At 64.7% G+C, this 26,804-nt stretch carries 23 protein-coding genes and 5 pseudogenes; 12 read left to right on the forward strand and 16 right to left on the reverse strand.

Annotated elements, in window-relative coordinates:
* Positions 1 to 74: 74 nt before the first annotated feature.
* From ACODTA_RS29105 to ACODTA_RS29140, 8 genes and pseudogenes are all read left to right on the forward strand, one after another.
* Positions 75 to 1,256 carry an IS256 family transposase gene (locus ACODTA_RS29105; RefSeq protein ID WP_489070972.1) on the forward strand — a complete coding sequence of 394 codons (1,182 nt, stop codon included), beginning with the start codon at positions 75 to 77 and terminating at the stop codon, positions 1,254 to 1,256.
* Positions 1,257 to 1,407: 151 nt separating this feature from the next.
* Positions 1,408 to 2,706: a CaiB/BaiF CoA transferase family protein gene (locus ACODTA_RS29110; RefSeq protein ID WP_489070974.1), complete on the forward strand. Its 1,299-nt coding sequence runs from the start codon at positions 1,408 to 1,410 to the stop codon at positions 2,704 to 2,706.
* On the forward strand, positions 2,699 to 4,861 hold the full coding sequence (locus tag ACODTA_RS29115) for a TonB-dependent receptor (protein WP_489070976.1): 2,163 nt from the start codon (positions 2,699 to 2,701) through the stop codon (positions 4,859 to 4,861). Before ACODTA_RS29110 ends, ACODTA_RS29115 begins: the two co-directional genes overlap by 8 nt.
* 58 nt (positions 4,862 to 4,919) lie before the next feature.
* Complete coding sequence (locus ACODTA_RS29120) at positions 4,920 to 6,248, forward strand: MFS transporter (RefSeq protein ID WP_489070978.1); 1,329 nt, start codon at positions 4,920 to 4,922, stop codon at positions 6,246 to 6,248.
* 12 nt (positions 6,249 to 6,260) lie between these two features.
* Positions 6,261 to 7,040, forward strand: a complete 780-nt coding sequence (locus ACODTA_RS29125; protein WP_489070980.1) for an enoyl-CoA hydratase-related protein — start codon at positions 6,261 to 6,263, stop codon at positions 7,038 to 7,040.
* Complete coding sequence (locus ACODTA_RS29130) at positions 7,025 to 7,999, forward strand: hydroxymethylglutaryl-CoA lyase (RefSeq protein WP_489070982.1); 975 nt, start codon at positions 7,025 to 7,027, stop codon at positions 7,997 to 7,999. Before ACODTA_RS29125 ends, ACODTA_RS29130 begins: the two co-directional genes overlap by 16 nt.
* Positions 7,996 to 10,011 carry an acetoacetate--CoA ligase gene (locus ACODTA_RS29135; RefSeq protein WP_489070984.1) on the forward strand — a complete coding sequence of 672 codons (2,016 nt, stop codon included), beginning with the start codon at positions 7,996 to 7,998 and terminating at the stop codon, positions 10,009 to 10,011. The genes ACODTA_RS29130 and ACODTA_RS29135 overlap by 4 nt, the downstream gene beginning before the upstream one ends.
* A gap of 117 nt (positions 10,012 to 10,128) precedes the next feature.
* Positions 10,129 to 10,463: pseudogene (locus tag ACODTA_RS29140) on the forward strand (transposase); the annotation flags it as partial.
* Between the two features lie 177 nt (positions 10,464 to 10,640).
* Here the strand turns inward: ACODTA_RS29140 and ACODTA_RS29145 are convergent.
* From ACODTA_RS29145 to traA, 8 genes and pseudogenes are all read right to left on the reverse strand, one after another.
* Positions 10,641 to 10,990 (reverse strand): annotated as a pseudogene (locus tag ACODTA_RS29145) (ATP-binding protein); the annotation flags it as partial.
* Positions 10,972 to 11,748 (reverse strand): DUF6118 family protein, encoded by a 777-nt coding sequence (locus ACODTA_RS29150; protein ID WP_489071012.1) that lies wholly within the window; start codon positions 11,746 to 11,748, stop codon positions 10,972 to 10,974. The pseudogene ACODTA_RS29145 and the gene ACODTA_RS29150, both read right to left, overlap by 19 nt.
* A 177-nt stretch (positions 11,749 to 11,925) precedes the next feature.
* Positions 11,926 to 12,411 (reverse strand): annotated as a pseudogene (locus tag ACODTA_RS29155) (Tn3 family transposase); the annotation flags it as partial.
* 23 nt (positions 12,412 to 12,434) lie between these two features.
* Entirely contained in the window at positions 12,435 to 13,406 is a 972-nt protein-coding gene (locus ACODTA_RS29160; RefSeq protein WP_008830441.1) for an ExeA family protein, read from the reverse strand.
* Positions 13,406 to 15,065 (reverse strand): annotated as a pseudogene (locus ACODTA_RS29165) (IS481 family transposase). The gene ACODTA_RS29160 and the pseudogene ACODTA_RS29165 overlap by 1 nt, the downstream one beginning before the upstream one ends.
* Positions 15,065 to 15,709, reverse strand: a complete 645-nt coding sequence (locus ACODTA_RS29170) for a recombinase family protein (protein ID WP_489070986.1) — start codon at positions 15,707 to 15,709, stop codon at positions 15,065 to 15,067. The pseudogene ACODTA_RS29165 and the gene ACODTA_RS29170 overlap by 1 nt, the downstream one beginning before the upstream one ends.
* A 156-nt stretch (positions 15,710 to 15,865) precedes the next feature.
* Positions 15,866 to 16,411: a hypothetical protein gene (locus ACODTA_RS29175; protein ID WP_489070988.1), complete on the reverse strand. Its 546-nt coding sequence runs from the start codon at positions 16,409 to 16,411 to the stop codon at positions 15,866 to 15,868.
* Positions 16,412 to 16,739: 328 nt separating this feature from the next.
* On the reverse strand, positions 16,740 to 19,664 hold the full coding sequence (traA, locus tag ACODTA_RS29180; RefSeq protein WP_489070990.1) for a Ti-type conjugative transfer relaxase TraA: 2,925 nt from the start codon (positions 19,662 to 19,664) through the stop codon (positions 16,740 to 16,742).
* Positions 19,665 to 19,838: 174 nt separating this feature from the next.
* On the opposite strand from traA, the gene ACODTA_RS29185 reads away from it, so the two are divergent.
* From ACODTA_RS29185 to ACODTA_RS29200, 4 genes are read left to right on the forward strand one after another with little or no spacing between them, the layout of a single operon-like run.
* Entirely contained in the window at positions 19,839 to 20,192 is a 354-nt protein-coding gene (locus tag ACODTA_RS29185; protein WP_489070992.1) for a conjugal transfer protein TraD, read from the forward strand.
* 13 nt (positions 20,193 to 20,205) lie between these two features.
* Positions 20,206 to 20,433: a conjugal transfer protein TraD gene (locus ACODTA_RS29190; protein WP_489070994.1), complete on the forward strand. Its 228-nt coding sequence runs from the start codon at positions 20,206 to 20,208 to the stop codon at positions 20,431 to 20,433.
* Positions 20,430 to 20,696 carry a hypothetical protein gene (locus tag ACODTA_RS29195; RefSeq protein ID WP_489070996.1) on the forward strand — a complete coding sequence of 89 codons (267 nt, stop codon included), beginning with the start codon at positions 20,430 to 20,432 and terminating at the stop codon, positions 20,694 to 20,696. Before ACODTA_RS29190 ends, ACODTA_RS29195 begins: the two co-directional genes overlap by 4 nt.
* Before the next feature lie 37 nt (positions 20,697 to 20,733).
* Entirely contained in the window at positions 20,734 to 20,940 is a 207-nt protein-coding gene (locus tag ACODTA_RS29200; RefSeq protein ID WP_489070998.1) for a type IV secretory system conjugative DNA transfer family protein, read from the forward strand.
* Positions 20,941 to 21,159: 219 nt separating this feature from the next.
* On the opposite strand, the gene ACODTA_RS29205 is transcribed toward ACODTA_RS29200, so the two are convergent.
* The 8 genes and pseudogenes from ACODTA_RS29205 to ACODTA_RS29240 form a co-directional block, all read right to left on the reverse strand.
* Positions 21,160 to 21,915: a replication protein A gene (locus tag ACODTA_RS29205; protein ID WP_489071000.1), complete on the reverse strand. Its 756-nt coding sequence runs from the start codon at positions 21,913 to 21,915 to the stop codon at positions 21,160 to 21,162.
* Positions 21,916 to 22,233: 318 nt separating this feature from the next.
* Entirely contained in the window at positions 22,234 to 22,425 is a 192-nt protein-coding gene (locus tag ACODTA_RS29210) for a ribbon-helix-helix domain-containing protein (RefSeq protein WP_489071002.1), read from the reverse strand.
* Positions 22,426 to 22,530: 105 nt separating this feature from the next.
* Complete coding sequence (locus ACODTA_RS29215; RefSeq protein ID WP_489071004.1) at positions 22,531 to 22,797, reverse strand: ribbon-helix-helix domain-containing protein; 267 nt, start codon at positions 22,795 to 22,797, stop codon at positions 22,531 to 22,533.
* Positions 22,794 to 23,477 (reverse strand): ParA family partition ATPase, encoded by a 684-nt coding sequence (parA, locus tag ACODTA_RS29220; RefSeq protein WP_489071006.1) that lies wholly within the window; start codon positions 23,475 to 23,477, stop codon positions 22,794 to 22,796. The genes ACODTA_RS29215 and parA overlap by 4 nt, the downstream gene beginning before the upstream one ends.
* 205 nt (positions 23,478 to 23,682) lie before the next feature.
* Positions 23,683 to 24,021, reverse strand: coding sequence for a helix-turn-helix domain-containing protein (locus ACODTA_RS29225; protein WP_046766316.1), 339 nt, complete (start codon positions 24,019 to 24,021; stop codon positions 23,683 to 23,685).
* Positions 24,018 to 24,368 carry a type II toxin-antitoxin system RelE/ParE family toxin gene (locus ACODTA_RS29230; protein ID WP_489071008.1) on the reverse strand — a complete coding sequence of 117 codons (351 nt, stop codon included), beginning with the start codon at positions 24,366 to 24,368 and terminating at the stop codon, positions 24,018 to 24,020. The genes ACODTA_RS29225 and ACODTA_RS29230 overlap by 4 nt, the downstream gene beginning before the upstream one ends.
* Positions 24,369 to 24,626: 258 nt before the next feature.
* Positions 24,627 to 25,373: pseudogene (locus ACODTA_RS29235) on the reverse strand (IS6 family transposase); the annotation flags it as partial.
* 486 nt (positions 25,374 to 25,859) lie between these two features.
* Positions 25,860 to 26,660 (reverse strand): IclR family transcriptional regulator, encoded by an 801-nt coding sequence (locus tag ACODTA_RS29240; RefSeq protein WP_489071010.1) that lies wholly within the window; start codon positions 26,658 to 26,660, stop codon positions 25,860 to 25,862.
* Positions 26,661 to 26,804 lie beyond the last annotated feature (144 nt).

A 26,804-nucleotide genomic window follows, 5' to 3' on the forward strand; every position in this document is an offset into this window, starting at 1 on the left:
CCCCCCCCCCCCCCCCCCCCAACTGCCCATCTTCGGCATTCCATGGAGTTGCAACACACCCGTGGAGAGCACGAATGGACAGCAGGCATGATACGGCGATCGAGGCGGTACTGGAACAGCTGATTGAACACGGCCCCGAGGGCATGGCGGCGGTGTTCGCGCGGACCTTCGAGATGGCGATGCGGATCGAGCGCGAGCGCTTCCTGGGCGCCGGGCACTATGAGCGCACGACCGACCGGCGGGGCTATGCCAATGGTTACAAGTCCAAGCGGATCGACACGCCGGCGGGCACGGTGAACGTGGCGGTGCCCAAGACCGCCGGCCACGGCGCCGAGCCGTTTTTTCCGCAGTCACTGGAGCGCGGCTGTCGCTCGGTACGCGCGGTGATGCTGGCGGTCGCCGAGATGTACGTGAAGGGCGTCTCGACCCGCCAGGCCGAGGCAGTGCTGCGCGAATTCGGCATCGAGAACCTGTCTTCATCCCAGGTCAGCCGCGCCGCGGCCCTGCTCGATGAGGAGCTGGAGGCATGGCGCAACCGCCCACTCGGTGAGATCCGCTACCTGATCCTCGACGCCCGCTATGAGAAAATGCGCGCAGGCGGCGTCGTGCGCGACGCAGCCGTCCTCTCGGCGATCGGCATCGGCCCCGACGAGCGGCGACGGGTGCTGGGCGTCAGCGTCGCCCTGTCGGAAGCCGAGGTCCACTGGCGTGGCTTTCTCGACGACCTGGTCGCACGCGGCATGCGCGGCGTGGAGTTCATCGTCTCCGACGATCATGCCGGCCTGCGTGCCGCCCGCCGCGCCGTACTTGGTGCCGCTACCTGGCAGCGCTGCCAGTTCCACCTCGCCGCCAACGCCATCCACCACGCTCCCAACGCCGCCAGCCGCGAGCGCATCGGTGCCGAGCTGCGCAGCGTCTGGAATGCAGTCACGCTCGCCAAGGCCCAGGTCGCGCTCGACGAGCTCGTTGCCGGCTACCGCGACACCGCTCCCGGTCTCGCGACATGGCTGGAAAACGCCGTGCCCGAAGGCTTGGCTGTATTCACGCTGCCCGAGCATCATCGCCGACGCCTGCGCACCTCAAACCCCATCGAGCGCGCCGTCCAGCAAGAGCTCAAGCGGCGCACCGTGAAGGTCCGCGTCTTCCCCAACGACCAGGCGCTCCTGCGCCTCGTCTCCGCCGTTCTCGTCGAGATCGACGAAACATGGGCCTGCGACAATAAGGCCTACATCAAATGGGAATGCCGGAATGGGTGATCACGCACCCCTCAATTTCCAGACATCAGGTTGCACAATCACCAATCATGTTCCGATAACGGAACACTAACCAAAAAACGTTTGCGAATAGAATTGCAGCTGTTACTCGTCGCATGGAGAGGCTGGGTGGCGACTATGGCAGGACTGAACCGTGTCGATCTTGCGTGAGCCTGGTTCGCCGCCGGACGCGGGTGCCGGCGCCGGTTGTGGTCCGATGGCGGGGATACGCATCATCGACCTCACCACGATCGTGATGGCGGCCTCGGCGTCGCAGATGCTGGCGGACCTCGGTGCCGACGTAATTAAGGTCGAGAGTCCGGCAGGCGACCCGATCCGGCGTGTCGGCCCGTACGGCGACATCGGCATGGGTCCGATGTTCCTGGGGAGCAATCGCAACAAGCGCAGCGTGGCTCTCGATCTCAAGACCGCCGATGGCGCCGCGGCGTTTGCGGCGTTGCTAAAGTCGGCGGACGTGCTGGTCTGCAACGTGCGTCCCGCCGCGATGAAGCGCCTGGGGTTCTCGCCGGAAGCGATTGCCGCGCTGAACTCCCGGATGATCTATGCGAACCTGATTGGATTTTCCCAGCGTGGGAGCTACGCCGCCTCGCCCGCATTCGACGATCTGATTCAGGCGGCGACTGGCCTGCCCACGTTGCTCGCCGCCCATTCCGACGGGGTGCCGCGCTACATTCCGCTGAACGTCATGGACCGCGCGGTCGGATTTTATGCGTTCGGGGTGATCGCCTCGGCACTGTTCGCGCGGGAGCGGACCGGGATTGCGCAGCGCGTCGACGTACCGATGTTCGAGACGATGGTCCCGTTCGTCCTGGGCGATCATTTCTGGGGCAAGAAGTACCGGCCGGAAAAGGGTGGGTTCGGTTACCCCCGCATCATGGCGGCCGAGCGGCGGCCGTACCGTACCAAGGATGCATACGTCTGCTGCACCATCTACAGCGATGCGAATTGGCGCGCGTTCCTGAAGCTGACGGAGGATCCGGCGCGTTGGGAGAAGGATGAACGGCTGGCGTCGATCGGCGCCCGCACCGCGAACAGCGATTTCGTCAGTTCCTTTGTGCGGGATGAGATGGTCCGGCGGACGACCGCGGACTGGAAGGCACTGCTAAGCGACGCCGATATTCCGGTCTTTCCGTTGCATTCGATGGACAGCCTGCTGGCGGATCCGCATCTCGCCGAGATCGGCTTCTTCCGCGAGATTGAGCACCCGGCGGTTGGACGATATGTCGAAACGGCGGTTCCGAGCGAGTGGTTCGGCACGCCGGTCGGCGAAATCCGCCCGGCGCCGCTGGTCGGCGAGCATACCGTCGAGGTGTTGCAGGAAGCCGGCCTCGATGCCGAGCTGATCCGGCGGCTTTGCGCGAGCCGGCCGATGATCAGCCAAGAGAAATCGACGACCAACAATGTCGCCGTGGAGGAGGAAGATAATGACTGAGAGGGGTGGAACCCGCATCAAGCGGGCCAAATGGACGCGCGTTTCTCTACTGATTCTGGGGACTGCGTGGGCGCATGCCGCACAGGCACAGGCACAGGCACAGGCGGAGACCGGGCCGGCCGCACAACCCGAAACCGGGATCTCAGAGATCGTCGTGACTGCTCAGCGCCGCAACGAGCGGGTCCAGGACATTCCAATCGCCATAACCGCGCTCACCGAGCGGCAGCTCACCCAGGCGGGGGTTCAGGACACGCGGGACATTCAGCTGGTAACGCCCGGCCTGTCGTTCGTGCAATCCACCTTCACGCCGCAACCGACCATCCGCGGGATCGGCACCCGCGGGGCCAATCCGGGCGATGAAGAAGTCGTGCCGACCTATGTCGATGGCGTGTACCAGCCGTTCATCACGGGTGGACTGTTCGAACTCGCGAATATCGAGCGGGTCGAAGTACTGAAGGGGCCGCAGGGCACACTGCTCGGGCGGAACGCAACCGCCGGCGCGATCAACATCATCACCAAGCAGCCCAGTTTCGAGCCGGGCGGCAAGCTCATGCTCGGCTACGGCCGCTTCAACGAGGTGCAGGCGTCGGCGTATCTCACCGGCGGCACCGGCAATGTCGCCGGCAGCATCGTCGGTCAATACTTGGACGATGACGGCTACGTCAAAGAGCTGACCACGGGAAAACGCACCGCGTCCCAGCACAATTTTCTGGTGCGAGGCAAGGTTCTGATCCAGCCAACCAACGCTACCGACATCACGCTGACCGCGGGGTATTTCAAGCGGGAGGACACGACGGTGGCGGCGTTCCCGCTGAACGGCAACACCGTCGCGCGCCAGATCGACCCGGCGGTGCCGATCGCCTTCACCAACCGCGAAACGCGTCTCTCCGAGCCGCCGTCGGTCGCAATGAGCCAGGCCTCGTTCAGCGCCACGCTGGTCCATCGCTTCTCTGGCGCCACCTTGACATCGGTATCCGGCTACTCGCAAAACCAGAACAACTACCGGATGGACATGGATCTCTCGCCGCTGTCTATCCAGACCCAGAGCGCGCACCAATACGACAACGGCTTCACCCAAGAACTCTATCTGACGTCGCCGGACAAGCAGCGTTTTTCCTGGATCGTCGGCGGCTTCTACATCCACGACAATTCGGGATTCAACCCACGTACGATAACCACCACACAGGCAAGTTCGTTGCGAGCGCAGTTGCTGTTGCGGGCGTTCGCCTTCTATGCGCAGGGGTCGTACAAGCTGAGCGACACGCTCACCGCAACCGCCGGCGCGCGCTACAGCAACGACCGCAAGTGCGGGGCCGCCGACAATTTCATCGGCACGCAGGTGCTCCTCAAGACGTGCAAGCGCTGGGACAGTATCGACCCCTCCTTCACCCTGGACTGGAATGTGTACGAGAAGGTCAAGCTATATGCGCGCTATGCCCAGGCCTATAAGGCGGGCGTTTTCAACGCGCCGGGCTTTTCGGCGATCCCCGCCGACCCGGAACACGTGAAAAGCTACGAACTGGGCATGAAGTCCGATCCCGCACGGTGGCTTCGGGTCAACGTTGCGGGTTATTACACCGACTATCGCGACATCCAGGTCAACACTCGCGACCCGATCAGCAACGCGGTCATCCTCCAGAACGCGGCGAAGGGAGAAATCTACGGCGTCGAGGGCGAGTTTGTGGTGCAGCCGACGACCGGATTGAACATCCGTTTCGGCGCGTCCGTGCTCAGCGCCAAATACAAGAAATTCCTGAACGCGCAGGTGTTCTTTCCGAAGCCTGGCGGCGGCAACGTCCCGATCTTTATCAACGCGGCAGACCGGCCGTTGCTCCGGACCCCCCAACGCAGCGGCAACGTCGGCATCGATTATACCTTCCCCGGCCTCGGCGGGGAGATAATCGCAGGTGCCAACGCCTATTACCAAGGCCCGATGAACTTCACGGTCGACGGGCGCATCCGCCAGCCCGAATATGCGATCGTCAACGCCCAGCTTACCTGGCGTTCATCGACCGACAATCTCGAGCTGTCGCTGTGGGGACGCAACATCACCAACGTCCAATATCCGCTGCAGGTGGTCGCTTTTTCGACGGGAGACATTGCGAGCTACATGCGCCCGGCGACCTATGGCGTCCGCGCCACGGTGCGATTCTAAGGTGGACCGCCAGCGGCCCGCTCTGGCGTTCGAAGGTCGGGCCGAAGGCCGGGGGGCGATGCTCTCTGCCTGGTACATGGTCGCCGTCCTGATCGTGTTCTATTTCCTAAACTCGTTCGACCGGACGGTGCTGTCGCTGATGGTTCCACATTTGAAGCGAGACCTGGCGGTATCCGATACCGAGGTTGGGATGCTTCTCGGCATGGCCTTCGCCCTGTTCTACGGGTTGTTCGGCTGGCCGATGGGGGCGCTGGTCGATCGGTTTTCCCGCCGCCGAGTTCTTTGCTGCGGCGTGCTGCTCTGGTCGGCGGCCACGATCGGATGCGGGCTCGCGGCGAACTACGGTGAACTGCTTATGGCCCGCGTGCTGCTGGGCATCGGCGAAGCGTCGCTGATGCCGGTCGCGCATTCCTTGATGGCCGACCGCTTCCCGGCGCGGCGATTGGGCATGGCCATGTCGGTCTTCTATTTCGGCGGCATCTTCGGTAGCAGCGCCTCGACGGCGCTTGGCGGCATTGCCGTGGCGCATTTCTCGCAACGGCCTGTGATCGAGATCGCCGGCCTTGTCGCGGTGCGCGGCTGGCAGATGCCGTTCATTCTGCTGGGTATCGCCGGCTTCCTCGCGGTCGTCCTCTTGTTCTCCTTCAGGGAGCCCGCCCGGACCCACGCCGCCAACGCTTCGAGCGCGCCCTTCCTGGTCACCCTGGCGGCGGTCAGGGGTCCGATGCTCGCCGTGCTCGGCAGCTTCGTGCCCGCGGCCACCATGCTGTTCGCGATCGTCCTGTGGACGCCGACCTTCATGGCCCGAACCTACGGCTGGGCGCCGAGTCAAGTCGGTGTCGCCTACGGGACCGTGCACCTTGTCGGGTCGGGCCTGGGCACGCTTGTGTTCGGGGCGATAGTCGATCAGCTCTACGCGCGCGGACTCGGGGACGCGCATTTGCGCGTCTTCGGCGTATCAATGATGATCGGGGCGCCCTGCGCACTGGCGGCGTTCCTTTCCAAGGACCCGGTCGCCTTTCTGATCCTGATCGGGCTAGCGCAATTCTTCGCCTTCTCGTTTACAGGGTACGCATCCGCGTTGGTCCAACTGGTCTCGCCCGCTGCCGCGCGGGGACGGATGGCGGGCCTCTATGTGATGATGCTTGTGCTGTTCGGGAACGGCTTGGGTCCGCTGGTGATGGGGGCGCTGAGCGACCACGTGTTCGGTCCCGCACGGATGGGGAGTTCGGCGGTGCTGCTCATCGCAGTCCTCGGCCCGGTGTCGGTCGTCTCGGCATTCGCCGGCCTTGCATCCGTCCGCCGCACCGTTGCGCGCAACGGCGGCGCCAGCCCGCCTGAACCTACCGAAGACCCCTCGCGTGATCCGACCCGATCGCGCTGCTAAGGAGAGAGAGCAATGGAACAGAAAGACGCGCTTCTTCATCAGTGGACCGGCCGGGTAATGCGGCTCGTGATCAACCGCGAAGCGCGACGCAACGCGCTCAACGATGCAGTCGTGGCCGGCCTATCAGCGGGGATTGCCGCAGCGAAGAGCGGCGATGCGCTGGCGATCGTCGTGACGGGATCGGGCGACCGCGCGTTCTGCGCCGGCGGCGATTTGAAGCGCGGTTCGGGCATGTTCGATCACGACTATTCCCGACCCAGCACCGACTACGCCCAGATGCTGCGCCAAGTCATGAATTGCGACATCCCGATCATCGCGCGCGTGAACGGTGCGTGCATGGCCGGCGGGATGGGCGTGCTTTCGATGTGCGACATGGCGGTCGCGGCGGACGACGTGACCTTCGGCCTGCCCGAAGTGAAGATCGGCATGTTCCCGATGCAGGTGGCGAGCATCATGCAGCGTCAGCTTCCGCAGCGGCGATTCCGCGAGATGTGCCTGACCGGCGAGCCGATCACCGCCGCGGAGGCGCTGGAATACGGGCTGTTGAACTACGTGGTTCCGCGCGCCGAACTGGACGACAAGGTCGATTGGCTGGTCGAACGCGTCACTGGCAAGTCGCCGACGGCAGTGAGGATCGGCAAGCATGCGCTGCTGGCGATCGCCGACATGACCTTCGCACAGGCCATCGCCTATACCGAAGGCCAGCTTCAATTGATGCGCCTGACGCAGGATGCCGAGGAAGGCTTGGCAGCCTTCAACGACAAGCGCTCCCCGCAATGGACCGGCCGGTAATGCGCGCGCGGCCTCAGGAGACGCCACGGCGGGTTTCGATCTGCGAAGAGGGTCCGCGCGAAGGCTTCCAGAGCGAGCATCCGTTGCCCACGGCGCGCAAGGTGGATCTTATCCACGCGCTCGCCAAGACCGGCCTCATGGAAATCAACTGCGTGTCGTTCGTCGATCGCGAGCGCGTGCCGCAGATGGCGGACGCTGAACAGGTCGCGGCGGGGATCCTGCGCGAACCCGGAGTGCATTACACCGGGACGTGGTTGAACGCGAAGGGATTCGATCGCGCCGTGGCCTCGGGCCTCGACCTGGTCGGTTCGGTGTTCGCCATCACCAGCGATACCTTCGCCCGGAAAAACAACAATCGGCCCGCCAAGGACGTGGCCGAAGGCCAGCGGCTGTTGATGGATCGATATCGGCAGAACGGCGTGTCGACATCCGTGGCCTACATCTTCACCGCGTTCGGATGCATGTTCGAAGGCGATGTCCCGCCGCAGACGACGATCGACGCGCTTGCGCACCTGCTCGACATCTGCGCGGACGAGGGCGAATCGCCCTCGACCATCTATTTCTGCGACACGGTGGGCTTTGCCAATCCGAACGCGATCCGGACCCTGCTGGAACGCGCGCGGGAGCGGTGGCCGGATCGGGATTTCGCGCTGCATCTCCACGACACGCGGGGAATGGGAATAGCCAATGTCCTGGCCGGCCTCGAGCTCGGCGTCGCGCGGTTCGATTCGTCGATCGGGGGTCTCGGCGGCTGTCCCTTCGCCGGTAACCGCGCGGCTGCGGGAAATGTGTGCACCGAGGATATGGTGCTGATGTTCGAGGAGATGGGCGTCGAAACCGGTGTCGACCTGCCGACTCTGATCGAGGCCGCGAAGCTTGCCGCCGAGATCGTCGGGCATCCGCTTCCCGGCAAGACCATGAACGCGGGGTTGATACCTCACGCCGTGGTGGCGGCATGAACGATCGGCCAGCGATGGCGCGCGTCAGCGTGCGTGCCGCGGTCCCCTTGATCGCGCAGTTCAGACACCGGCTCGAAAAGGAAGAGGGCCTGTGCTTTTCCAGCTATGAGGAACTTCACGCTTGGTCTGTCACCGATCAGGCGGCCTTCTGGTCGGCGCTTTTCCGCTTCGGGAACGTCCAGTCGCCCACCCCCCACACCGACGTGCTAGTGGGTGAACGCATGCCAGATTTTCGCTGGTTTCCTGGCGCCCACGTAAATTACGCTCGTCACGTTTTTGCGCACAAGGCGGCGGCCCAGGCCGCGGGTGTGCCTGCGATCGTCGCGGAGGACGAGGCGGGCGTTGTTTGCGAAGTCGATTGGGCTACCTTGCACCACCAGGTCGCAGCACTGGCGATCCGACTGCGTAAGTCTGGCGTCAAGCACGGCGACCGCGTGGCGGCCTTCCTGCCTAACCGGTCGGAGGCGATCGTCGCATTTCTCGCGTGCGCATCGATCGGCGCGATCTGGACCGTGTGCGCGCCGGACATGGGGGCGGTCGCGGTGCTGGCCCGGTTCGCTCAGGTGGAGCCGACGGTGCTGATCGCGTGCGACGCGGTGCGCTATGCCGGTAAGGTCCTCGATCGGCGCCCGGTGGTGGCCGACTTGCGCAGTAGCTTGCCGTCATTGCGCCTGTGCCTGGTAGTGCGGTCCGGGCTGGTTCCGGTCGACGATGAGCTGCCGTCCTTCGATGAGGCGATCGCCCAAAGTGACGACGAAACGGATTCTTTCGTCGCTGACTGGCTCCCTTTCAATCATCCGCTCTGGATCGTTTATTCCAGCGGCACGACCGGCAAACCTAAGGCGTTGGTGCACGGGCACGGCGGCGTGTTGCTCGGGGCACTGGCGACTCAGCTGCATATGGACTTAGGGGCTAGCTACGCACCCGAAACCTTTGGCGAACGCTTCCATTGGTATAGCTCCACCGGCTGGATCATGTGGAACTGTCAGCTCGCAGGTTTGCTGAGCGGCACAACGATCTGTCTTTATGACGGCAGCGCCGGCGGCAGCAAGCATGCGCCGGATTGGGGGATATTGTGGCGCTTCGTTGCCCGCCATCGAATCACGTTCTTCGGCGCCGGGGCGGCCTTTTTCACGCAGTGCGAGCGCTCGAAACTCGAGTTGGCCACAGTGGGCGACTTGGCGTGTCTACGCGCGTTGGGGAGCACCGCGTCGCCGCTGCCGGCAGAAGTGGAGCTAGGCATTTCGCGGGACTTGCGGCGGGTGGGTGTAACCGATGTGTGGTGGTTGAACATCTCTGGCGGCACCGACATTTGCGGCGCGTTTTGCACCGGCAATCGTGAGTTGCCGCCGGCACCGGGAAAGTTGCAGTGCCGGCAACTGGGCGCCGCAGTCGAGGCGTGGGACGAACAGGGCCGGTCGCACATCGACAAGGTGGGCGAGCTGGTTTGCGTAAAGCCGCTTCCCTCGATGCCGCTCTTCCTTTGGGATGATCCGGACGGGAGCCGCTACCGCGAGGCCTATTTCGACATGTTCGATAGCGTCTGGCGTCATGGCGACTGGCTGCGCATCGAGGCGAGTGGCGTCTGCGAGATTTTCGGGCGTAGCGACGCCACCATCAATCGGGGCGGCCATCGTCTGGGTACAAGCGAGATTTACGATGCCGTCGAAACGCTTCCTGAGGTATTCGACTCGATGGCCGTCGATGTCAGGAGCGGCACGGAATCGCGCCTGCTGTTGTTCGTCGTGCCCGGTAACGGCGCTTCGATGCCTGATCTCCGCGCAGCGATTGCGTCGGTGATCCGGGCGCGGTTGTCGCCCAGGTTCGTGCCGGACGACGTGATCTGCGTAGCCCAAATTCCACGGACGCTTTCGATGAAGAAACAGGAACTTCCGACCAAACGGTTGCTGGAAGGGGCCGCCGCCGCGGACGCGTTCGACTTTGCCGCTATGGTAAACCCGGAATCGGTGAACGACTACGTGGCCTATCGCGATGCGGTCACCACGAAATGAAATCCAGTGTCGGAATAGCGGCGGCGCCGTAGATAGAGGTGGCTCGGCAATTTGGACAGGCTGGTAAGTGGAGTTTCTGCCTGGAGGCGGTCAGCATGGCGCCGAACAGGAGATCAGATGACGAAGCGAACACGCCGGAATCACAGTCCGGCATTCAAGGCGAAGGTGGCATTGGCTGCCGTGAAGGGCGAGAAGACGCTGGGCGAGCTGGCACAGCAGTTCGACGTTCACCCGAACCAGATCACGACGTGGCGTGGCCAGCTGCTGGAAGGGGCGGCGGGGGTCTTCGGGTCGGAGGGCCATAGCGAGCCGGCCGAGCCGGCGATTTACGTGAAGACGTTGCACGCCAAGATCGGCGAGTTGACGCTGGTGAACGATTTTTTGTCCGGGGTGCTCGGCAAGGCGGGACTGTTGCCGAGCGCAAAACGTTGATCGACCGTTCGCACGCGTTGCGTTGGAGGCCGGGACCAGGCAAACTAGACCACATGTTCGCCTGAGGCAGGACCCGCCGTCTCATAGAGCGTGGCGCGAAGCGCGCTCCCTTGAACCGAAGCTCGGGAACAGGTACGAGAAGGGTGCTTATGTCCCCCGGTGGGGTCCCGATCGATGCCGCCAAGCATCGCTCATCTCGCGCTGGCGAGGTGAGTCTTGCCGGTGCCCGTGCCCCCGACCAGCACGACGTTGCGACGTCCAGGCAGGAACGAGCCTGCGTGCAGCGAGCGGACCAGTCCCTCGTTGATCGGAGTGTTCTGGAAGACGAACGCGTCGATGTCCTTCACGACCGGCAGCTTGGCGGCTGTCATGCGGTAGCGGATCGAGGCCGCATGGCGGTGTGCGCCTTCGGCGCACAACAGATCGGTCAAGATCTCCATCGCCGTGCGCTGGCGCTGAACACCGGGGTGACCGCCTCGTCGAACGGGCCTGCCATGCCCTTGAGGCCAAGGCCGCGCATGGCGTCGATCATCTCATGCCGCTGAATGCAGACCTCGCAGGCTCAGCTTTGATCCTTATCGTGCATCGCACCGTCTCGCGTCTTCGGGCTGCGGCCTTGCTGCATCCCTCGATCACTTCGCGGTTAGCCGTCACAATCCTGTCGGCCCCAACGATCGCGCGGAACGCGGTCGGGCTGGCGCTTTGCATCATCCGCTGCCCTGCTTCCCAACGGGGAAGGTCGAGGGTCCGCGCCGCCATGCGCTCGGGCCATTGCCAGCTTGCCGGCGCGACCTCGCGCGCGACGAGGCCAGGCAGGATCGCCCATGCCAAAATCCCGGCCGCTGCGCCGCCCAGCCCGAACCATAGCTGCCGGTTCTTCTGGTCGGCCCGCGTCCATGCGGACCCGGCGATGGCACGAAGCTCGGCCATGACGCGGGCCTTGTCCTCGCCGGCTTTGGCGAGCGCCGCCTGATCCTCGCGCCGGGCAGCGTTGCCCGCTGCGGCGATCCGCTGCGCCATCTGCTCGGGCGTCATCGCCAGCGCCGGACTCCGCGCGATCACGTCGTTGATGACCGCGAGTCCGTTAGCCGTGGCGTCCACGCCCTGCTGCATCCGCCCCAGCGTCTCGGTATAGTCGGGAACGTCGATATGCGCCCGCTCGGCCGCCAGGCCCTCCACAGCGCGGCGCAGCAACGCCAGCTCACGGTCCTGGCCTTCGATGACGGCGCGCAGCCGGTCGAACGCCTCCGCCGGATCGCCACCTTCCTGCATATCAGCCTGTGCTGAGCTCGTCGAAGTATCCATCGTCACCTACCTGTAGCGGCTTGCAATGTTGATCGCCCGGAACTGCAATAAAGGGCGGTTTCCGGCTCACATTGGGTGAGACGTTAGGGGCTGCCAGGCTCCCATTGGTTGAGGTTGTCGCAACGGATGTTATCTGAATTGCGCTAAGCGAGTACAGATAGCGAACATGTGCTTGCTTCAAGTGGCCCCGCTCGTCCGTGCCAGGTTGAGCGGTCGCCGTTTAGCTGGCATCGCGGCCGCGCGATCCCATAGGAAGTCGCCTGAGAAGGCGATATGCCCCCAGCCAACGGGCGAGGTGTGCGCCAACAGTTCGTCCGACACGTCTTCGCCGATCGTGCGAAGATGCGCGACCGCATCCGCGATGTAGGTCGAGTTCCAATAGACAATCGCGGCAATGATGAGATTAAGGCCCGAGGCGCGGAATTGCTGGGCCTCGTGGGAGCGATCGGCGATGCGGCCCTGTTTGAAAGTGCAGATTGCCTGCGTGAGGAAGTGGCGCTGTTCGGACTTGTTGAGGCCGGCCTGACAGCGTCGGCGCAATGCGGGGCTTTCCAGCCAATCGAGCATGAAGATCGTGCGCTCGACGCGGCCGATCTCACGGAGTGCGAGGTCGAGCTGGTTCTGGCGCTCATAGGCGGCGAGTTTGCGCAGCATTGCCGATGGGCGCAGGATCGCGGACACGGTGATCAGAGCGGCAATCCTGCTGCCCGCATATCGTCGGTAAGTTCGCGCGCACGGGCGGGATCGAGTCCGCCCCGGAGCAGTTGGCGGATTTCCGCCGGCTTGGCGTCGAACTGGTCCGCCAGGCTCTTCGTGTCGTAGCCGTGGCGGGTAAGCTGAGGTTCGAGGTCGTCGATCTGGCGTGAAAGCACACCCTCGACGGTCGCGGCGTCGATCGGCTTCACACTGGCCTCGAACCCCGCCTCGAACGCGCGGACGAGATGGCGACCGATCTGGAGCGGGGTCTTGAGCTTGGCGGCGAGCAGGATCGCGGCATCCTCGGTCAGCACGGCATCGGGCTCAATCCCCGGCGACAATGCGGTACGAAGCGCCCAGTCGATATAGTCGCGCTGCCGGTCGCGCAGACCGCCAAACTCGAACACCGTCGTCCGATCGCCGATTTCCTCCATCAGCGGGCGCTTGAGGTCGTTGCGCAGCTTTGGATGGCCGACGAGGATCACGGCAAGTTGACCGCCGCCCTCGGTGACAAGCTCGACGAGGCGCTTGAGCGCGGTCAGCGTTTTGGGATGGAGGTCGTGTGCATCGTCCACGAATAATGCGACCGGTCGCTTGGCCTTGCGGAACAGCTCCTGCAGATCGCGTTCGCGCCGTTCCGACTGGCTGGGGATCGAGACGGTCTTCTCCGACGACAGGTCGTAGAACAGGGCCGCGACCAGCAACGGCACCGATATCTTGGCCTTTTCCAGGCTGAGCGCGCGCGAGACGATCACGCGCCCTTCACGCTCCAGTTCCTCGCGCAATCGTCGGGTCAGCACAGTCTTGCCCGAGCCGATGGTGGCGGTGAGCGCGATCAGGCGTCCGCCCGTGATCGCGGTCTTCAAATCATGGGTGAGCTGGGCGTGATGCTCGGTCTCGAAGAAGCCGAGATCGACCGGAGGCCGGGCCAGTCCGTAATAGCGCATCACCTCGGTCTGCATCAGCCGCTCCGTCTATGACCGGGCGGGAATCGCCTGCGGATTTCATCCATCACCTCGGGCCTGGACAGGGTGCGCGCGAGCAGCGCGTCGATGAAGGCGCGGTCGTCCTCGCAAAGCCCGCCCAGTGGCAGGCGCAACTCCTCGGATATGGCGAAGCGTGCCTTGAGCGGCGTGGCGAAGGTGAGTTCAGCAAATGGGTCGGGATCGGCGAATGCCGGGCCGGCACAGGCGAGATCCCATCGGCAGGCTTGCGACCGATCACCACGATGTCGTCCTCGCCCGTCAGCACCGAGCGAGGGATGCCGATCCTCGACGCCAGCGCATCGACGCGATCCGCGCGGACCTCGCGCCGGCTCTTGCGATGCTTGCGATAGCGATGCAGCGGCACCGGCCCTCCGACCGGATCGAACGGACCATAGCGATCGTCGCCATGTTCGACCCATAGTTCCTGGTCGAACAACCCCTACCAGACGACGACCGTTTCGCCGGCCACCTCGGGCGTGACCTCATAGGTAACGCCGGCCACGGTCAGGCGGCAGTCGAGGCCGACCTTGCGGCGCTCGGGTTCGCGCGCGAACGCACAATAGCGTTCCCAACTGCACATGGCGCGATGCCGCCCTCGGGCAGATGCCTGAGCCAGTCGTCGATCCGGGAATGCGGCTCGCGACGATGATCGCCGCTGTTGTAGGTGGTGATGTAGCGGGCCAGCCAGCGATTGGCCTCTTCCTCACTGGTGGGTTCGTGGAAGTGGTACAGCGTCTCGTGCGCTTCCTTGACGGTGCGGAACGGTCGCTCGACCTTGCCTTTGGCGCGCGCGGTCGTGCGGCGTCCGTCCGACCCTGCCGGCATGTGCGGGGTGACGGTGATCCCGAGACATTCCATGACCCGCTTGAACACGCTCGATTTGCCGACCGGGCCGCCATCGAGCTGGATGTTCTCCGGAATGCCTTCGAAGGGATTGTCCTCCTTCGGCGCCATCGCCCGGAACAGGAAGCGCAGCGCCGCCTCGGCATCCTCGCCGTAAACCAGCGCATATTCCTGATAGACGACGCCCGACCGGTCATCGACCACCGAGAACAGCATCAGCGTCGGTGCACCGCCCCGATCCGGATCGATCCAGGTCGGGGCTTTCAACTGTTTGAGGTCCGACGGGCTCATGTCGAAATGCCAGAGCATGTTGGCGCGTTCGGCCTGGTAGCGCACCGCAGTCGGTTCGCGCGTCATGCGCTCGGTGTCGTACCCACGTTGTCGCATGTGGCGATTAAGCGTCGAGGCCGCTAACCGCCCTGGCGGCAGCTTCACCAGACCGCGATCGGGAGTCTCGACGCCGTGCTCGGTGACGATTTCGAGAATACGCTTCGTCGAGAGGCGACGACCCTGCCGGTTGGTTGTACGGCTCTTCATCGCTGCGACGACCTCACACCACCATTCGATCTCACCGGCAGGCATGCTGCGCGACTGGCCGCGATCGGCGCGGTGTGCGTCCTTCGGACGCCGCTCGCCGCGCAACAGCCGGTAGAGCGTAGCGCGGCTGATATCATAGAGTTCGGCGGTCGATGCCATCAGTGGCTGCCGCTCGGGATGCCTCGCCGGCAGCGCCGCCAACCGACGCCGGAGCGTCACGATCGCCTCGATGGGGACCGTGACGCCCGCGCTCATTACGCAGCCTGGCTTTGCAGTTGTCGGGTCGGGACAGCGTCGAGCAACGCCTGTCCTGGGGCCTTGGGACTGCCGTCGCCGTTGACGTAGACATAGAGCGTGGTGGTCGTGATCCCGAGGCGCTTAGCGACATCGGCCGCGACGGCACCCCGATCGGACATCGCCGCCATCGCCATCGTCAGCGTCGCCCGGTTCATCTTGCGCGGCCGACCGCCCATGCGACCGCGCGCACGCGCCGCGGCAAGGCCGGTATGGGTGCGCTCGGCGATCAGCTCGCGCTCGAACTCGGCGAACGCCGCGAAGATGCCAAAAGCGAGACGGCCATTGGCGGACGTCGTGTCGATCTGCGCGCCGGCACCGGCCAGCACCTTCAACCCGATCCCACGCGACCGGAGATCCTCCGCAGTCGTCACGAGGTGGCGCAGATCGCGACCGAGCCGGTCGAGCTTCCAGATGACGAGCGTGTTGCCTGGCTGGAGCGCCTTCAGGCAGGCGGTAAGGCCCGGCCGGGCATCATGCCGACCCGAGGCCATATCCTCATAGATGCGGGATGGATCGATGCCGGCCGCAAACAGCGCGTCGCGCTGCGGCTCCAGCGTTTGCGTGCCGTCCGACTTGGACACCCGGATATAGCCGATGAGCAATGCGTACCCCGCCAGAAAAGACTACCGGCATGGTGCAAGATAGCTCTGGTTTTCACAACGGGTTTTCTTGTCGTTTTCGGACTGCCCGGGGCGGCATTGCACAACCGCGAGATAACCGCTCGTTTTCCTGGCGGTCCCGGCACCGGTTTCCGGCGATCAGGCCGCGCTACGGTTTTCCATCGCCTTGCAAATTCTTTCTGCTGTCGCCTTGAGCACCTGTTCCACCAGAGCCTGGGACCCGAGCGGCAAATCCGAGGATTTGAATTCGGATACTAATTGCGCGCAGTCCTCGGCCCAGCACCGTCCCAGCTCCGGCAATCGCTCCGCCAGGTCGCCTGGGCGACCATCGACGGCTGCCTGGGCCTCGCGCTCCAGTTCGGCAGCAGCGCGCAGCACATGCACGAGCTTTGCTTTCATTGGCTCCGGCAACTCGGGTAAATCGCCATGGGGATGGCTGCCGGAGGCCATCATGGCCTGGTTCCGTTCCGAAACCTCCTCCATGATTTTGGCATAACGCTCAAACCCGGGAAAGCGGTCACACAAATCGCGTAACGCCCGGTCGCCTGCAGTGGCGTAGATGGCGTGCAGATCCTGCATGTGGCCGATCATATGATTGGCCAGCGCGATCCCGGTGATTCCCTGCGCTTCAAGCTGGCGGACCCGCAGGTTAATGGCGGCAGCGATCCGGTTGGCATCGGTCATCTCGCACCCGTCCTTTCGATGCAGCTATCGTGAGCACGTCGCCTTCGACTGGAGGCAGCACCGCGTGATTGCAAGCGTCGTGCGGAGCGGACATGCCTGCGGTCTGTCATGGCTTAGTAACCTCAAAGGTCGAAACGGCCACGAAGTCGCAACATCATGGTGTTTCCGCGATCCTGCGCCGATCGCCGAACATCTCGCGTCCGTCGCACCGATTGTGATTTGCGTCTCAACCAATGTGAGCCTGGCGGCCCCTAACGTCTCACCCAATGTGAGCCGGAAACCGCCCTTTATTGCAGTTCCGGGCGATCATCATTGCAAGCCGCTACACCTACCGGCTAATGCCACGGTCGCGGTCACGCGCGATGCTGACCGACTGCGCCAGCTCGTTTGCGATCGACCGGCCGCGCTCCATTTTCAGTTCCAGTTCGGGCGCGCGACGGTGCAGCGCGGATTCAAGCTGCGGATCGCGATGCAGCCCGCCCGCGATGCTCTCCATGCGTTTGCCGAGCCGTTCCGCACCCGCACGGTCGCCGGCACGCTCCATGCTGGCCCGTGCCTCCTTCATGCCCTGCCACTGTTCCACGAACCGGCCCGCGCGCTTCTCAGGATCGATGCGGACCTGGCGCTCCGTTTCCATCGCCTTTGCCGCCCCGCCCGTGTTCCCCTCGGCCGCGTCGCGCGCGAGCCGGGGGTCGCGCTCGATCGCGCTGGCAAGGTCGCGGCTCCCAAGCGGCCGCACCTGGTCGAGCGCGTCGCCGGCTTGTCGCAACGCCTGTTCCTGGTGCGCCAGCACCGGCAACCCCTTGTCCTTCATCCGGCCTATATCGGCTGCGGCGCGCCCATAGCGTTCGATCGCGCGGGCCTGCGAAGGTGCGAGCGACCGATCGGCCGCGACGCGCTCCGGCGATGTCGCCCGCTCCGCTGCCGACTTCGGCCGGAACCCCGCGAACATGCCCCTGGCCTTGTCGCGGACCTTCTCCACCACCTGGCGCGCGAGTTCCGGGAACCGGATCTCGCGCCGATCGGCGAACGCACGGGCCTGGTCCTGCTCGGGCCGGGCATAGTCGCCGGCCATGTCCTTGCCCCGGTCGCGCGACAGGGCGCGGACGAGCTGGCGCTGATCGGCGAAGTCGTCGCGGCCGTAATGGAGCTGCACGTCGTCACGGTGCCGCGACATGCCGACATATGCGCTGTGCCGGTCCATGCCGGGGGTGGCGAGGACGTGTGCCCGATCGACCGTCACGCCCTGCGATTTGTGGAACGTCGCCGCATAGCCATGATCGACATGGGCATAGTCCCTGGTGTCGAACGCGACGCCGCGCCCGTCATCGAGGCGCACCGCCATGCCCTCGGGCGATACCTGCTCGATCGTCGCCAGCGTGCCGTTCTTCACCCCCATGCCGCGCTCGTTGCGCCGGAACATGATGCGGTCGCCGGTCGCGAACTGACGTGTCCCCCGCTCGGCCTTCACCGTCACGTCATCGCCAAGGTCGCCGGATGCGCGCAACCGGTCGCGCGCCTCGCCATTGAGGCTCTGCACCTCGGCGTTGGTGTGGGTAAGGATGATGCGGCTCTTGTCCGGCTCGGCCTGGCGCGCGCGATCCCAACCGTCCACCAGCTCGGCCCGCGCAGCCAAGCGCGTGTCGGCCGCGTGGACCATGCCCTTGCCGTCATAGGCATGGATCGCCTCGCCGGTACGCCCGGTCGCCAGCGCGCGCGTGGCGTCGCGCTGCCAGTCCTCGCGCTGCCGGCGGATCTCGGTGATCTCGGCCGCGCCGTGCCGCTCGGTGACGCTGCGGAACGCCGCGCCCGCCTCGATCGCCTGCAACTGCTCGGGGTCGCCGACCATCACGACCTTGGCCCCGGCATCGCGCGCCTGGCTCAACACCCGCTCCATCTGGCGCGAGCCGATCATGCCCGCCTCGTCCACCACCAGCACGTCCCTGGGGCCTAGCTGCTCTCGGCCTTGCCCCCATGCGTGCTCAAGGCTGGCGACGGTGCGGGACCGGATGCCGGAACCGCCCTCGAGGTTCTCGGCCGCGATGCCCGACAAGGCCGCGCCGCGCACCGTGTAGCCGGCATCCTCCCACGCCTGCCGCGCCACACCCAGCATCGTCGACTTGCCCGTACCGGCATAGCCGATCACCGCCGCCAGACCGTTCGGCCGGGAAATATGCTCAAGCGCGGCAACTTGTTCGTCGCCAAGCGTTATACCTTCACTCCCGGCAGCGCGGTTGCCCTCCCGCCCCCTCCTGTTTGAAGCTGCCGGGAGCCCGTGATCCGAACGCCTCGATAAATCGTCACCGGCGCGCTCCAGCCGCGCCTCGGTCGCGATCATGTCGCGCGACGTGAACCGCTCCTGGTCGCGTCCGTCCTTCCCCAATGCGACCAGCTCGGGGCTGGCGCGCACCGCCCCCATCACCTGGTCGAACTGCTCCTTGCCGTCGCTGTGCCGGAACGCGAACGTCGCAAGGTCGCGGGTGGTGAACGTGGCCTGCTGCCGGGTGATCGCGTCGAGCGCAACATTGGGATCGGCGATGATCTTCGCGCCGTTCTCGCGGGCGATGCGCGCGTGATCTTCGATCCGCTCCGCCTCAAGCCCTTGGCTTGGTCGCCGCGATGCTGCCGGGCCGATCTTGTGCTGCGGTTCCAGCTCTATGCCCTGCGCTTCATAGGAGCGGTGATCGATCCGACCCTCAAGCCCAAGCTCGGTCATGCGCTCGTTGACGTGCGCGCTCCACGCCTCGCGCCAGTCCTTCAACAGCTCGGTCGAGTTCCAGTCACGGTTCTTCTTCCCGAACCCCTCCGGCCCGACATCGCGCATCGTCATCATCACATGCGCGTGCGGCTTAGGACTGCCGTCTTTCGCCTTGTCCCAATGCACGTTCAGGTCAGCGACCATCCCACGATCGACAAACTGCTTTTTCACGAAATCGCGGGCGAGCTGGACCCCCTGCTTCTCGTTCATCTCGCGCGGAATCGAGAACTCCACCTCGCGGGCAAGCTGCGCGTCCTTGCGCTTTTCGCCCGCCTCCACCTCGTTCCACAAGGTGGTGCGATCGTTTAAACGCTCCGGCGCACCCTGCGGCAACATCACCTCGGAGTGGATGACGCCCGCCTTGTTGCTGAAGTCGTGATCGCGGTTCAACCGATCGTCGTGCAGCTCGGACGCGGAACGATAGGCGGCGCTCGCAACGGCGCTCGATCCGTTGGCACGGCTCACAACCTTGGCGGAGAAATGGTAGATCGCCATGACGCTCCGCACACTGCCCTACTTAGCGCACGTCGGCAACGACGTATAAGCGCGCACTCACCACTCGCCGCGCTCCTCGTGACTGACTGGATGCTGCTTTCTTGTTGTTCCAGCTTTACCCATATTCCGGAGGCGCTAGGATGCTGCTGACCGATACGCGGAAGGGTGAAAGCGATGCGGAAGGTTCGTGATTACGATGCCGAACTGAAAGCGCTGGGTGACAAGGCCCGCGCGCTCAAGGCGAAACGGGTCGAACAGCTCGGCCAGCTCGTCGCCGCGACCGGGGCCGACGCGCTCGATGCGGAAACACTCGCCGGCGTCCTGCTCGATGCGATCGGATCGAAGGATGCGGGCGCGAAGGAGGCATGGCGCGCGAAGGGCGCTGCCTTCTTTCAACGGCGCGGGCGCAAACCTGTCCCGAGCGAAGTCGAGGGGGGTGGCGGTGCTGCTACAATCGACGGATCGGGCGCTGCGGCTGAACCGAGCGGCGATACTGCGGGCGGAAGCGGCCGAGCGGCGAACGGATAGCAGGGGCTGGGTCGTGCAACGTCGCGAGCGAACACGTCACCTGATTGAGCTTGGCGGGTTGGTCCAGAAAGCCGGACTGGTCGAGCTGACCGGCGACGATCGCGCCACCCTCTACGGCGCGCTGCTCGATCTCGCCGGACGTGGGCGCGGCGACGATGCCGGCGATGTGCTGGCGCTGTGGAAGCGGCGCGGCAAGCGGGCGTTCGATGCGGAAAATGAAGCCGGAGAGAACGCCCCATGATGCAGCTCGATGTTGAAGCGATCCGTCAGCAGGTCCGCGCGATGGATTTCGTGCGCGGCACCTCGGCGGAAATCGCGATGTGGCGCAAGGATGACGCGGACTCGCGCGCCAACCTCGCGATCGAAGGCATGGGCCTGACGCCCGACGAGGACGCGCTGTTCGACATGCTGCGCGATGAAGCGGTCCCCCCTCCCCTAGCCACGCAAATCGTCCTCAAGCTGCTCGGCCATCCCGACGCCGATCCGATGCTGACGATCGGCTAGATGGGCCTCGCGCGCGCCAAACCGTCGTGTTCGAGACATGAGCCGCGCGATGGACGCGCAGGGGAGCGGGATTTCCTACGGGCAGCAGCACGTCGGCCGCCTGCTCCTCACGCCCGACGAGGTTCGCACGCTGCGCCCCGATCGCCAGCTCCTGTTCCTTGCCGGGCAGCGGCCGATTATTGCCGCCAAGCTGCGCTACTATGCCGATCGAGTTCGCCGGACGGTTCGATCCGGCGTGATTTAAGCTCCGCTGGTGACATTCCCGGCGAATCGGCACCCCGACACCCGAAAGCTCCTCTCCTGCCCTTACGGCGCGCCTGGACGGCCGTAGGATGCTATTTCGCTGCCACCCTGCCCACCTTCTTCTCGCCAAGCCTGCGGCCGGTAGGCCGCCATTGTGACGCCGAAGGCGGCACGCAGCGAATTGCGTATTGGCCGTTAGGCCAATTCCGCTTGTATATTTCTAACTTTGCCGGGATTCATTCTGCCTCTCTGAATCACGTTCCTGGTCCATGATCCCTCGCCCGAGCCGGGCAAGAATCGCAGCGAGGCCGGGATCGTCGACAAGCTGCGCGGGCTGCTCGTCGAGCGGGAGTGCAGCGATCATCGCCCTGCCCTCCTCGACCGCTGCGCGTCGCCGATCGCTGTCATCTTCTGGCGGTGGTGCGGTCGTGCCGCGTTCCACCTGCGGCGGGAGCATCAACCGGTAGGCGTTCGAGGTCTGCTTGACCTGGGGACCGCGCAGCCCCGCGTTGCCGGTCGGCACATAGCGGCGCAACCAGTCAAGAAACCCATGAGCCTTTAGCCGCTTGAGCGCGTCCACCACGGCCGCGATCGAGCGACCGATGCGAAGCGCCAGCGTCGCAATCGCCGGATCAAGCCGGCCGGTCTTATAGTCGATCAGGCGCAGCAGCTCGCGCAACACCTCAAGCCCGACATGGCCGATCGCGCCGTTCTCGCGGTTGTTGCGGTCGCGCCGATGGGCAAGCCGTTTCAGCCGGTCATATTTCTCGGCCGCCTGCATGAAGCGAGAGACATTCTTGGGATTGAACGGCTGCCAGAATCGCCCTTCCCGGCCCTCCTCGGTGCGGCTGTAGCGATGGACCCGCTGGCCGGTCTGACGGCCGGGTCGTCGCCCTTTTGTTGCCCCTCCAAGGGCCTCGAACACAGTTTGCATGGGAACCTCCCGTCGATCGGTTGGCCCGGCTGCTGGCGGCAATCCCTCATGGACATAGCTCTCCCGTTCTCGAAAACAGCGTTTTCGAGTTGACTTGTCGTCCGATCTGCGGGAGGCTGTTCCTGCTAGAGAACACGGGCTTCCCGCCCATCAGACTTTCCGAGAGCCCGGCCGCCAAGCCGGGCTTTCGTCGTTTTGGCCCTAGCGGTGCCACCCGCTACGATCGCCACGGCGAATCGGCGAACGAGTCCGCCGACACCAAAGCCTGTCAGATTATCCAAGTCATGGGAAGGCGCGTTCTAACACGCGCATAGATTAGACCGTGTGTTCACACGTTCACTTGTTCACATGCGAACACGTTCACCGCTCTATCTGCTGCTTATACTTCTGGAGAATGTCGAGCACGGCCTCGGTCAGCAACGCCTCGATCGTGCTGTCCTCCTTGGCGGCAAGGATCGCGAACGCTCGCGCGATTGCCGGATCGAACTTACCAGCGATCGACTTTTTGCCAATGCGGTTGCGCTGGCGGCGCGGCGCTTCGATCGGCAGCATCGGCTCTTCAACCTCCGCAACCGGGCCGGTCGATTTCCTGGCGTTTGTCGATCGTGCCACCCCCAAGCTCCTAATCCTTGTGTTCACATATTCACAGGTGGACAACTATCGCTCGCCGAACGGATGCTTTCCGTGGTGCCGCATAAGCAGGTCGATGGCTTCGCCAAGGAGGGCCTGCAACGTCGTTCCCTGCTCGGCCGCCAGCACATTCAAACCACGGCTGACCTCGGGGCTAAAATAAGCGCTCACTGCCTTCTTGCCCTGTCGAGTCTGGGCGCGGGTGACGGGCGTCGCCGTCGCCTGGTCGGGACTGTCGCCGATCGCGCCAGCCTTCTCCGCCCGCTGCTGCTTCATCGCGCCGAACTTGCTCATGCCGCGCCCCGCTTCTTGTTCACTCGTGAACGTGTGAACACGTTCACCTGTTCGCTTGTCCACGCCCATAGTGCGGCGACCTCCTCGGCCGCTTTGCCCTCGGGTTCCAGCTCGATCGCGGTTTTCCCCTGCGCCGTGCTGTGATGGTAGATCGCCCGCTGGGTGAGCATGACGGGTGCAACGTCCACGCCCATGCCGGCGACGCCATCGCTGCCCTCGATCAGCTCGCGGGCGTCCCGGTAGGTTGTTGGCGCGCGTTGGGGGCCGCCCATGAACAGCACGAACGCGGGCTTGCCGGTCGCCTGCACCAGCTCGGCCGTCATCTCGACGGCTTTGAGGTCGAAGGCTTGCGGACGACAGGGAATCAGCACCAGGTCCGCCACCTTGCAGGCTTCCCGCGCCATGATGTCGGCGTGGGGCGGGGTGTCGATCACCACCAGGTCGGCCCCGAGTTCGGCCGCTTGTTGGAGCTTGCGGGGCAAGAGGGAAGGGGAGGCGCAATCGACCACCTCAAGGTCCGACGATCCGCGCCACTCGCTCCAGTGGCTCGCCGTCGCCTGCGGGTCGGTGTCGAGGATCAAGGCGGTAAGCCCCGCGCCCGCGCCCGCCGCCGCCAAGTGGATCGCCAAGGTCGTCTTACCCGCGCCACCCTTCTGACTGATGACGGTGATGACCTTCATGTGAACTCCTGAACACGTGAACGTGTGGACCTGTGAACACGTTCACGTGTGGACGTTCCATGCGTCTAGGTCAAGGCGACGATCCGCCGTGCGGATCCTCGCCCCGCCAGCCGATCGGAACCCGGCAGGGCCAAGACCGCTTTCGGGCTTGGGGAGCGAAGCGACTGAGAGCGGCGGTGCCGCGTAGCGGCAGGCGCCAATCGTTTCAGGCCGGGTGAAGGTGAAACCCTGCTTGCCCGCCGGGCTTGCGCGGCAGCACGGAAACGGACACCTGCACGTCGCGATTGAGCCGATCGAGGATCGTCATCAACCGGTCGATGGTGAAGCCTTTGAGCTTGGCCTGACGGATGCGCGAAAAGTCGGCGGCGGCGACACCGGTTATCTTCTCGGCCGCACGCACGGTCAGATTGTCGGTCGCCAGCGTCTTGCTGATTTCAGCCGCCAGGATCGCGCGGAGCTGACGCTGTTCGGGTTCCTTCATGCCAAGGTCGGCATAGACGTTGCCGGTGCCTCGGATCAGCTCGAAGTCATCGTCGTCGGTCATTGCAGCGCCTCCTTCAAACGCTTGATGCGCTCGCGCACCAAGTCGATTTCCTGCTTCGGGGTGGCGATCCCGCTCTTGGATTTCTTCTGGAAGGCGTGAACCACCCAAATGTCGTCGTCGAGCTGGAGCGCGTAGATCACCCGGAAGGCGTCTCCCCGTTCCTTGATCGCCAGTTCCCATATTCCCGAACCCAACCCGGTCAGGGGTTTGGCGATTTCCGGCGTGTCGCCCTCGGCGATAGCCGTGAGGGCGTCGGTCGCTTGGTCCTGCGCGTCCTCGGGAAAGCGGCCGAACTCTTTGAGCGCGCCCTTGATCCACGAGATGTTACGCAGGGCTTTTCGATGCATTGGCGCGAATGTAGTTGTTTCTCACAACACGGTCAAGGGACAGGTGCAATGATCCCGGCGGCAATCGGCCGGGCCGAAGGCCAGGCCCCCAGGGTTGGGTGGGTGGGACAGACACGCGACCGCAGGAACGGCGGCCTCCATCAAGCCGGGCAGGGCAGGGGGCTACGCTCCCGCCGATCGCGCACGGTGCTCGCGCAACATGCGCCTCGGTCACGCGCGTGCGTTCGGGCCTGACCGGCGGCTGGCGGGGCAGGCTGGCTATGCGGCCAGGTCCAGCGTTCGGAGCTGGTCAGTCATCTCGGTAAGCGCGTCCGGCCCCAGCCCAAACGCGCGCTCAATGAGGCGCACCTCGCCCCTGATCCCGGGCTGCACTTGGTGCGCGCCGCCTTGGCCCTTCTTCAACGCTCGCATGACCTCGAACCCCTTGATGGTGGCGTAGGCGGTCTTCATCGACTTGAACCCGAGCGTCGGCCGGATCAGCCGTTTGAGCTGCCCGTGATCGGCCTCGATCCGGTTGTTGAGGTACTTGGCGCGTCGGTGGACGACATGGGCCGGGCACACACGCTCGCGCTTCAGTTCGGCGATGGCGAGCGGGTAGGTGGGTGCCTTGTCGGTCGTGATCGACAGGGGCTTCTCCCATTCCTTGCAGGCTCGGATGGCCTTGCCCAGGAACCGCTTGGCGGCCTTGGCCGAGCGGGTCGGCGACAGGTGGAAGTCGAGCGTACGGCCCTCGTCGTCGACCGCGCGGTACAGATAGGCCCAGCGGCCGCGCACCTTCACGTAGGTCTCGTCGACCCGCCAGCCCCGGCGGAGCGACGACGCCCGCCATATCCAGCGCAGGCGCTGCTCGATCTCGGGCGCGTAGCGCTGGACCCAGCGGTAGATGGTGGTGTGGTCGACGGCGACGCCGCGCTCAGCGAGCATCTCCTCGAGGTCGCGGTAGCTCACGCCGTAGCGGCAGTACCAGCGCACCGCCCATAGGATCACCTCGCCCTCGAAGTGCCGGCAGCATGGACGCGGGTGAGGGCAGGGGGATGATCTGGTTCATGGCCCAATTCTATACCGCTTATACATCCGATAAAGGACATTATCATATGTGGGCTGGGTTGTGAATCCGCGTGCGAAACAAAGGACTGTTTCCAAAAGGCGTGATGGGCCGTTTCAGCGACCTCGGCGGCGATCGGCGCGGTTCTCGCGCGAACGCCCGTTTGCGGGAGATAAGCGGCACCACGCCAGTGGTGCCGCTCGCTTTTGTTACCTGATCTGAAATTGTGATCGTGGACGGGATCATCGGCGGCGTCTATCGCCTGATCGACATCGGCAACACCACGGTCAACGTCCTGGGCGACATGGTGGGAACGAAGATCGTCGCGAAAGCCGGCGGGGCCTGGAAGATGAATGTGCCGCCAGGCCCGATAAGCGAACGGTCGCGGCATCAAGGCCTGCCGGCCATTCATCGCCGGCTCGGCAACTCCGCCGCTTGTCGGGGAGTCAAGGGGTCGATGAAATGCCGACCGCTGCCTGTCCCGACAGACGGCGGGCCGCCACGCGCAGACGCGCGACATATTCTGGGGCGCGGCCGGCCCCGCGCGTCTGCGGTGCGCCGAGCGCCAGCGCGGCCAGCACATTGCCTTCCGGACCCAGGATCGGCACCGACGCGCCGATGACCCCAGGCGTCATTTCGGAATCGACGACGACGTAGCCGTCATGCCTGATCCTGGCCAAACGGTCCATCAACGCCTCCGGCGTCACGATCGTGTTCGGGGTGAATCTGGTCAGCGTGGTATTCTCGACATAGTCCCTGATCAAATCGGGATCCTGCCAGGCAAGCAGAACCTGGCCGGGCGACGAACAGTACAGCGGGCGTCTGGTTTCCGACTCGATAACGTACCGGATGACGTGCTTGCTTTGCACGACCTCGACGTGATCGACCATCATCGCGACCCGGTCCATCGTGCAGAAGGACACCGACTCCTCGATCTCCGCCGAAAGGGCTTTCAGGACGGTCTGGATGCCGAGCATGGCCGGGTTCTTGTCGGCGAATAGCGCGAACTGCCGCGCCAACAGGCCGATGTGATATCGCCGGTCGGTACAGACGACATAGCCGTGGTGCGTGAGCGAGCGAAGCAGCTGGAACGCGCTGGTCTTGGGGATCCGCAGCGCCTCGATGGCTTGGGAGAGAGAGATACCGTCGGGGTTCCGGGCGATGTATTCGACTAATTGCAGCGCGCGAAGCGGCGCACGCAGAAACGCTGCCTTGGAATCCGTTGCCTTCTCCGACCCTGCACTCATGATTGCTCCCATATCCTATTAACCATCGCATCGGAACCCATCGAACCAATCAGGTTGTGTAACGCGAGGTCTGGAAATTCGATCGGGTCGAGATCGGTAAGTTGGTGCCGGGGCATGCCCCGGCACCAACTGCCCAACTACGGC

Source organism: Sphingomonas sp. FG14, assembly GCF_057809675.1.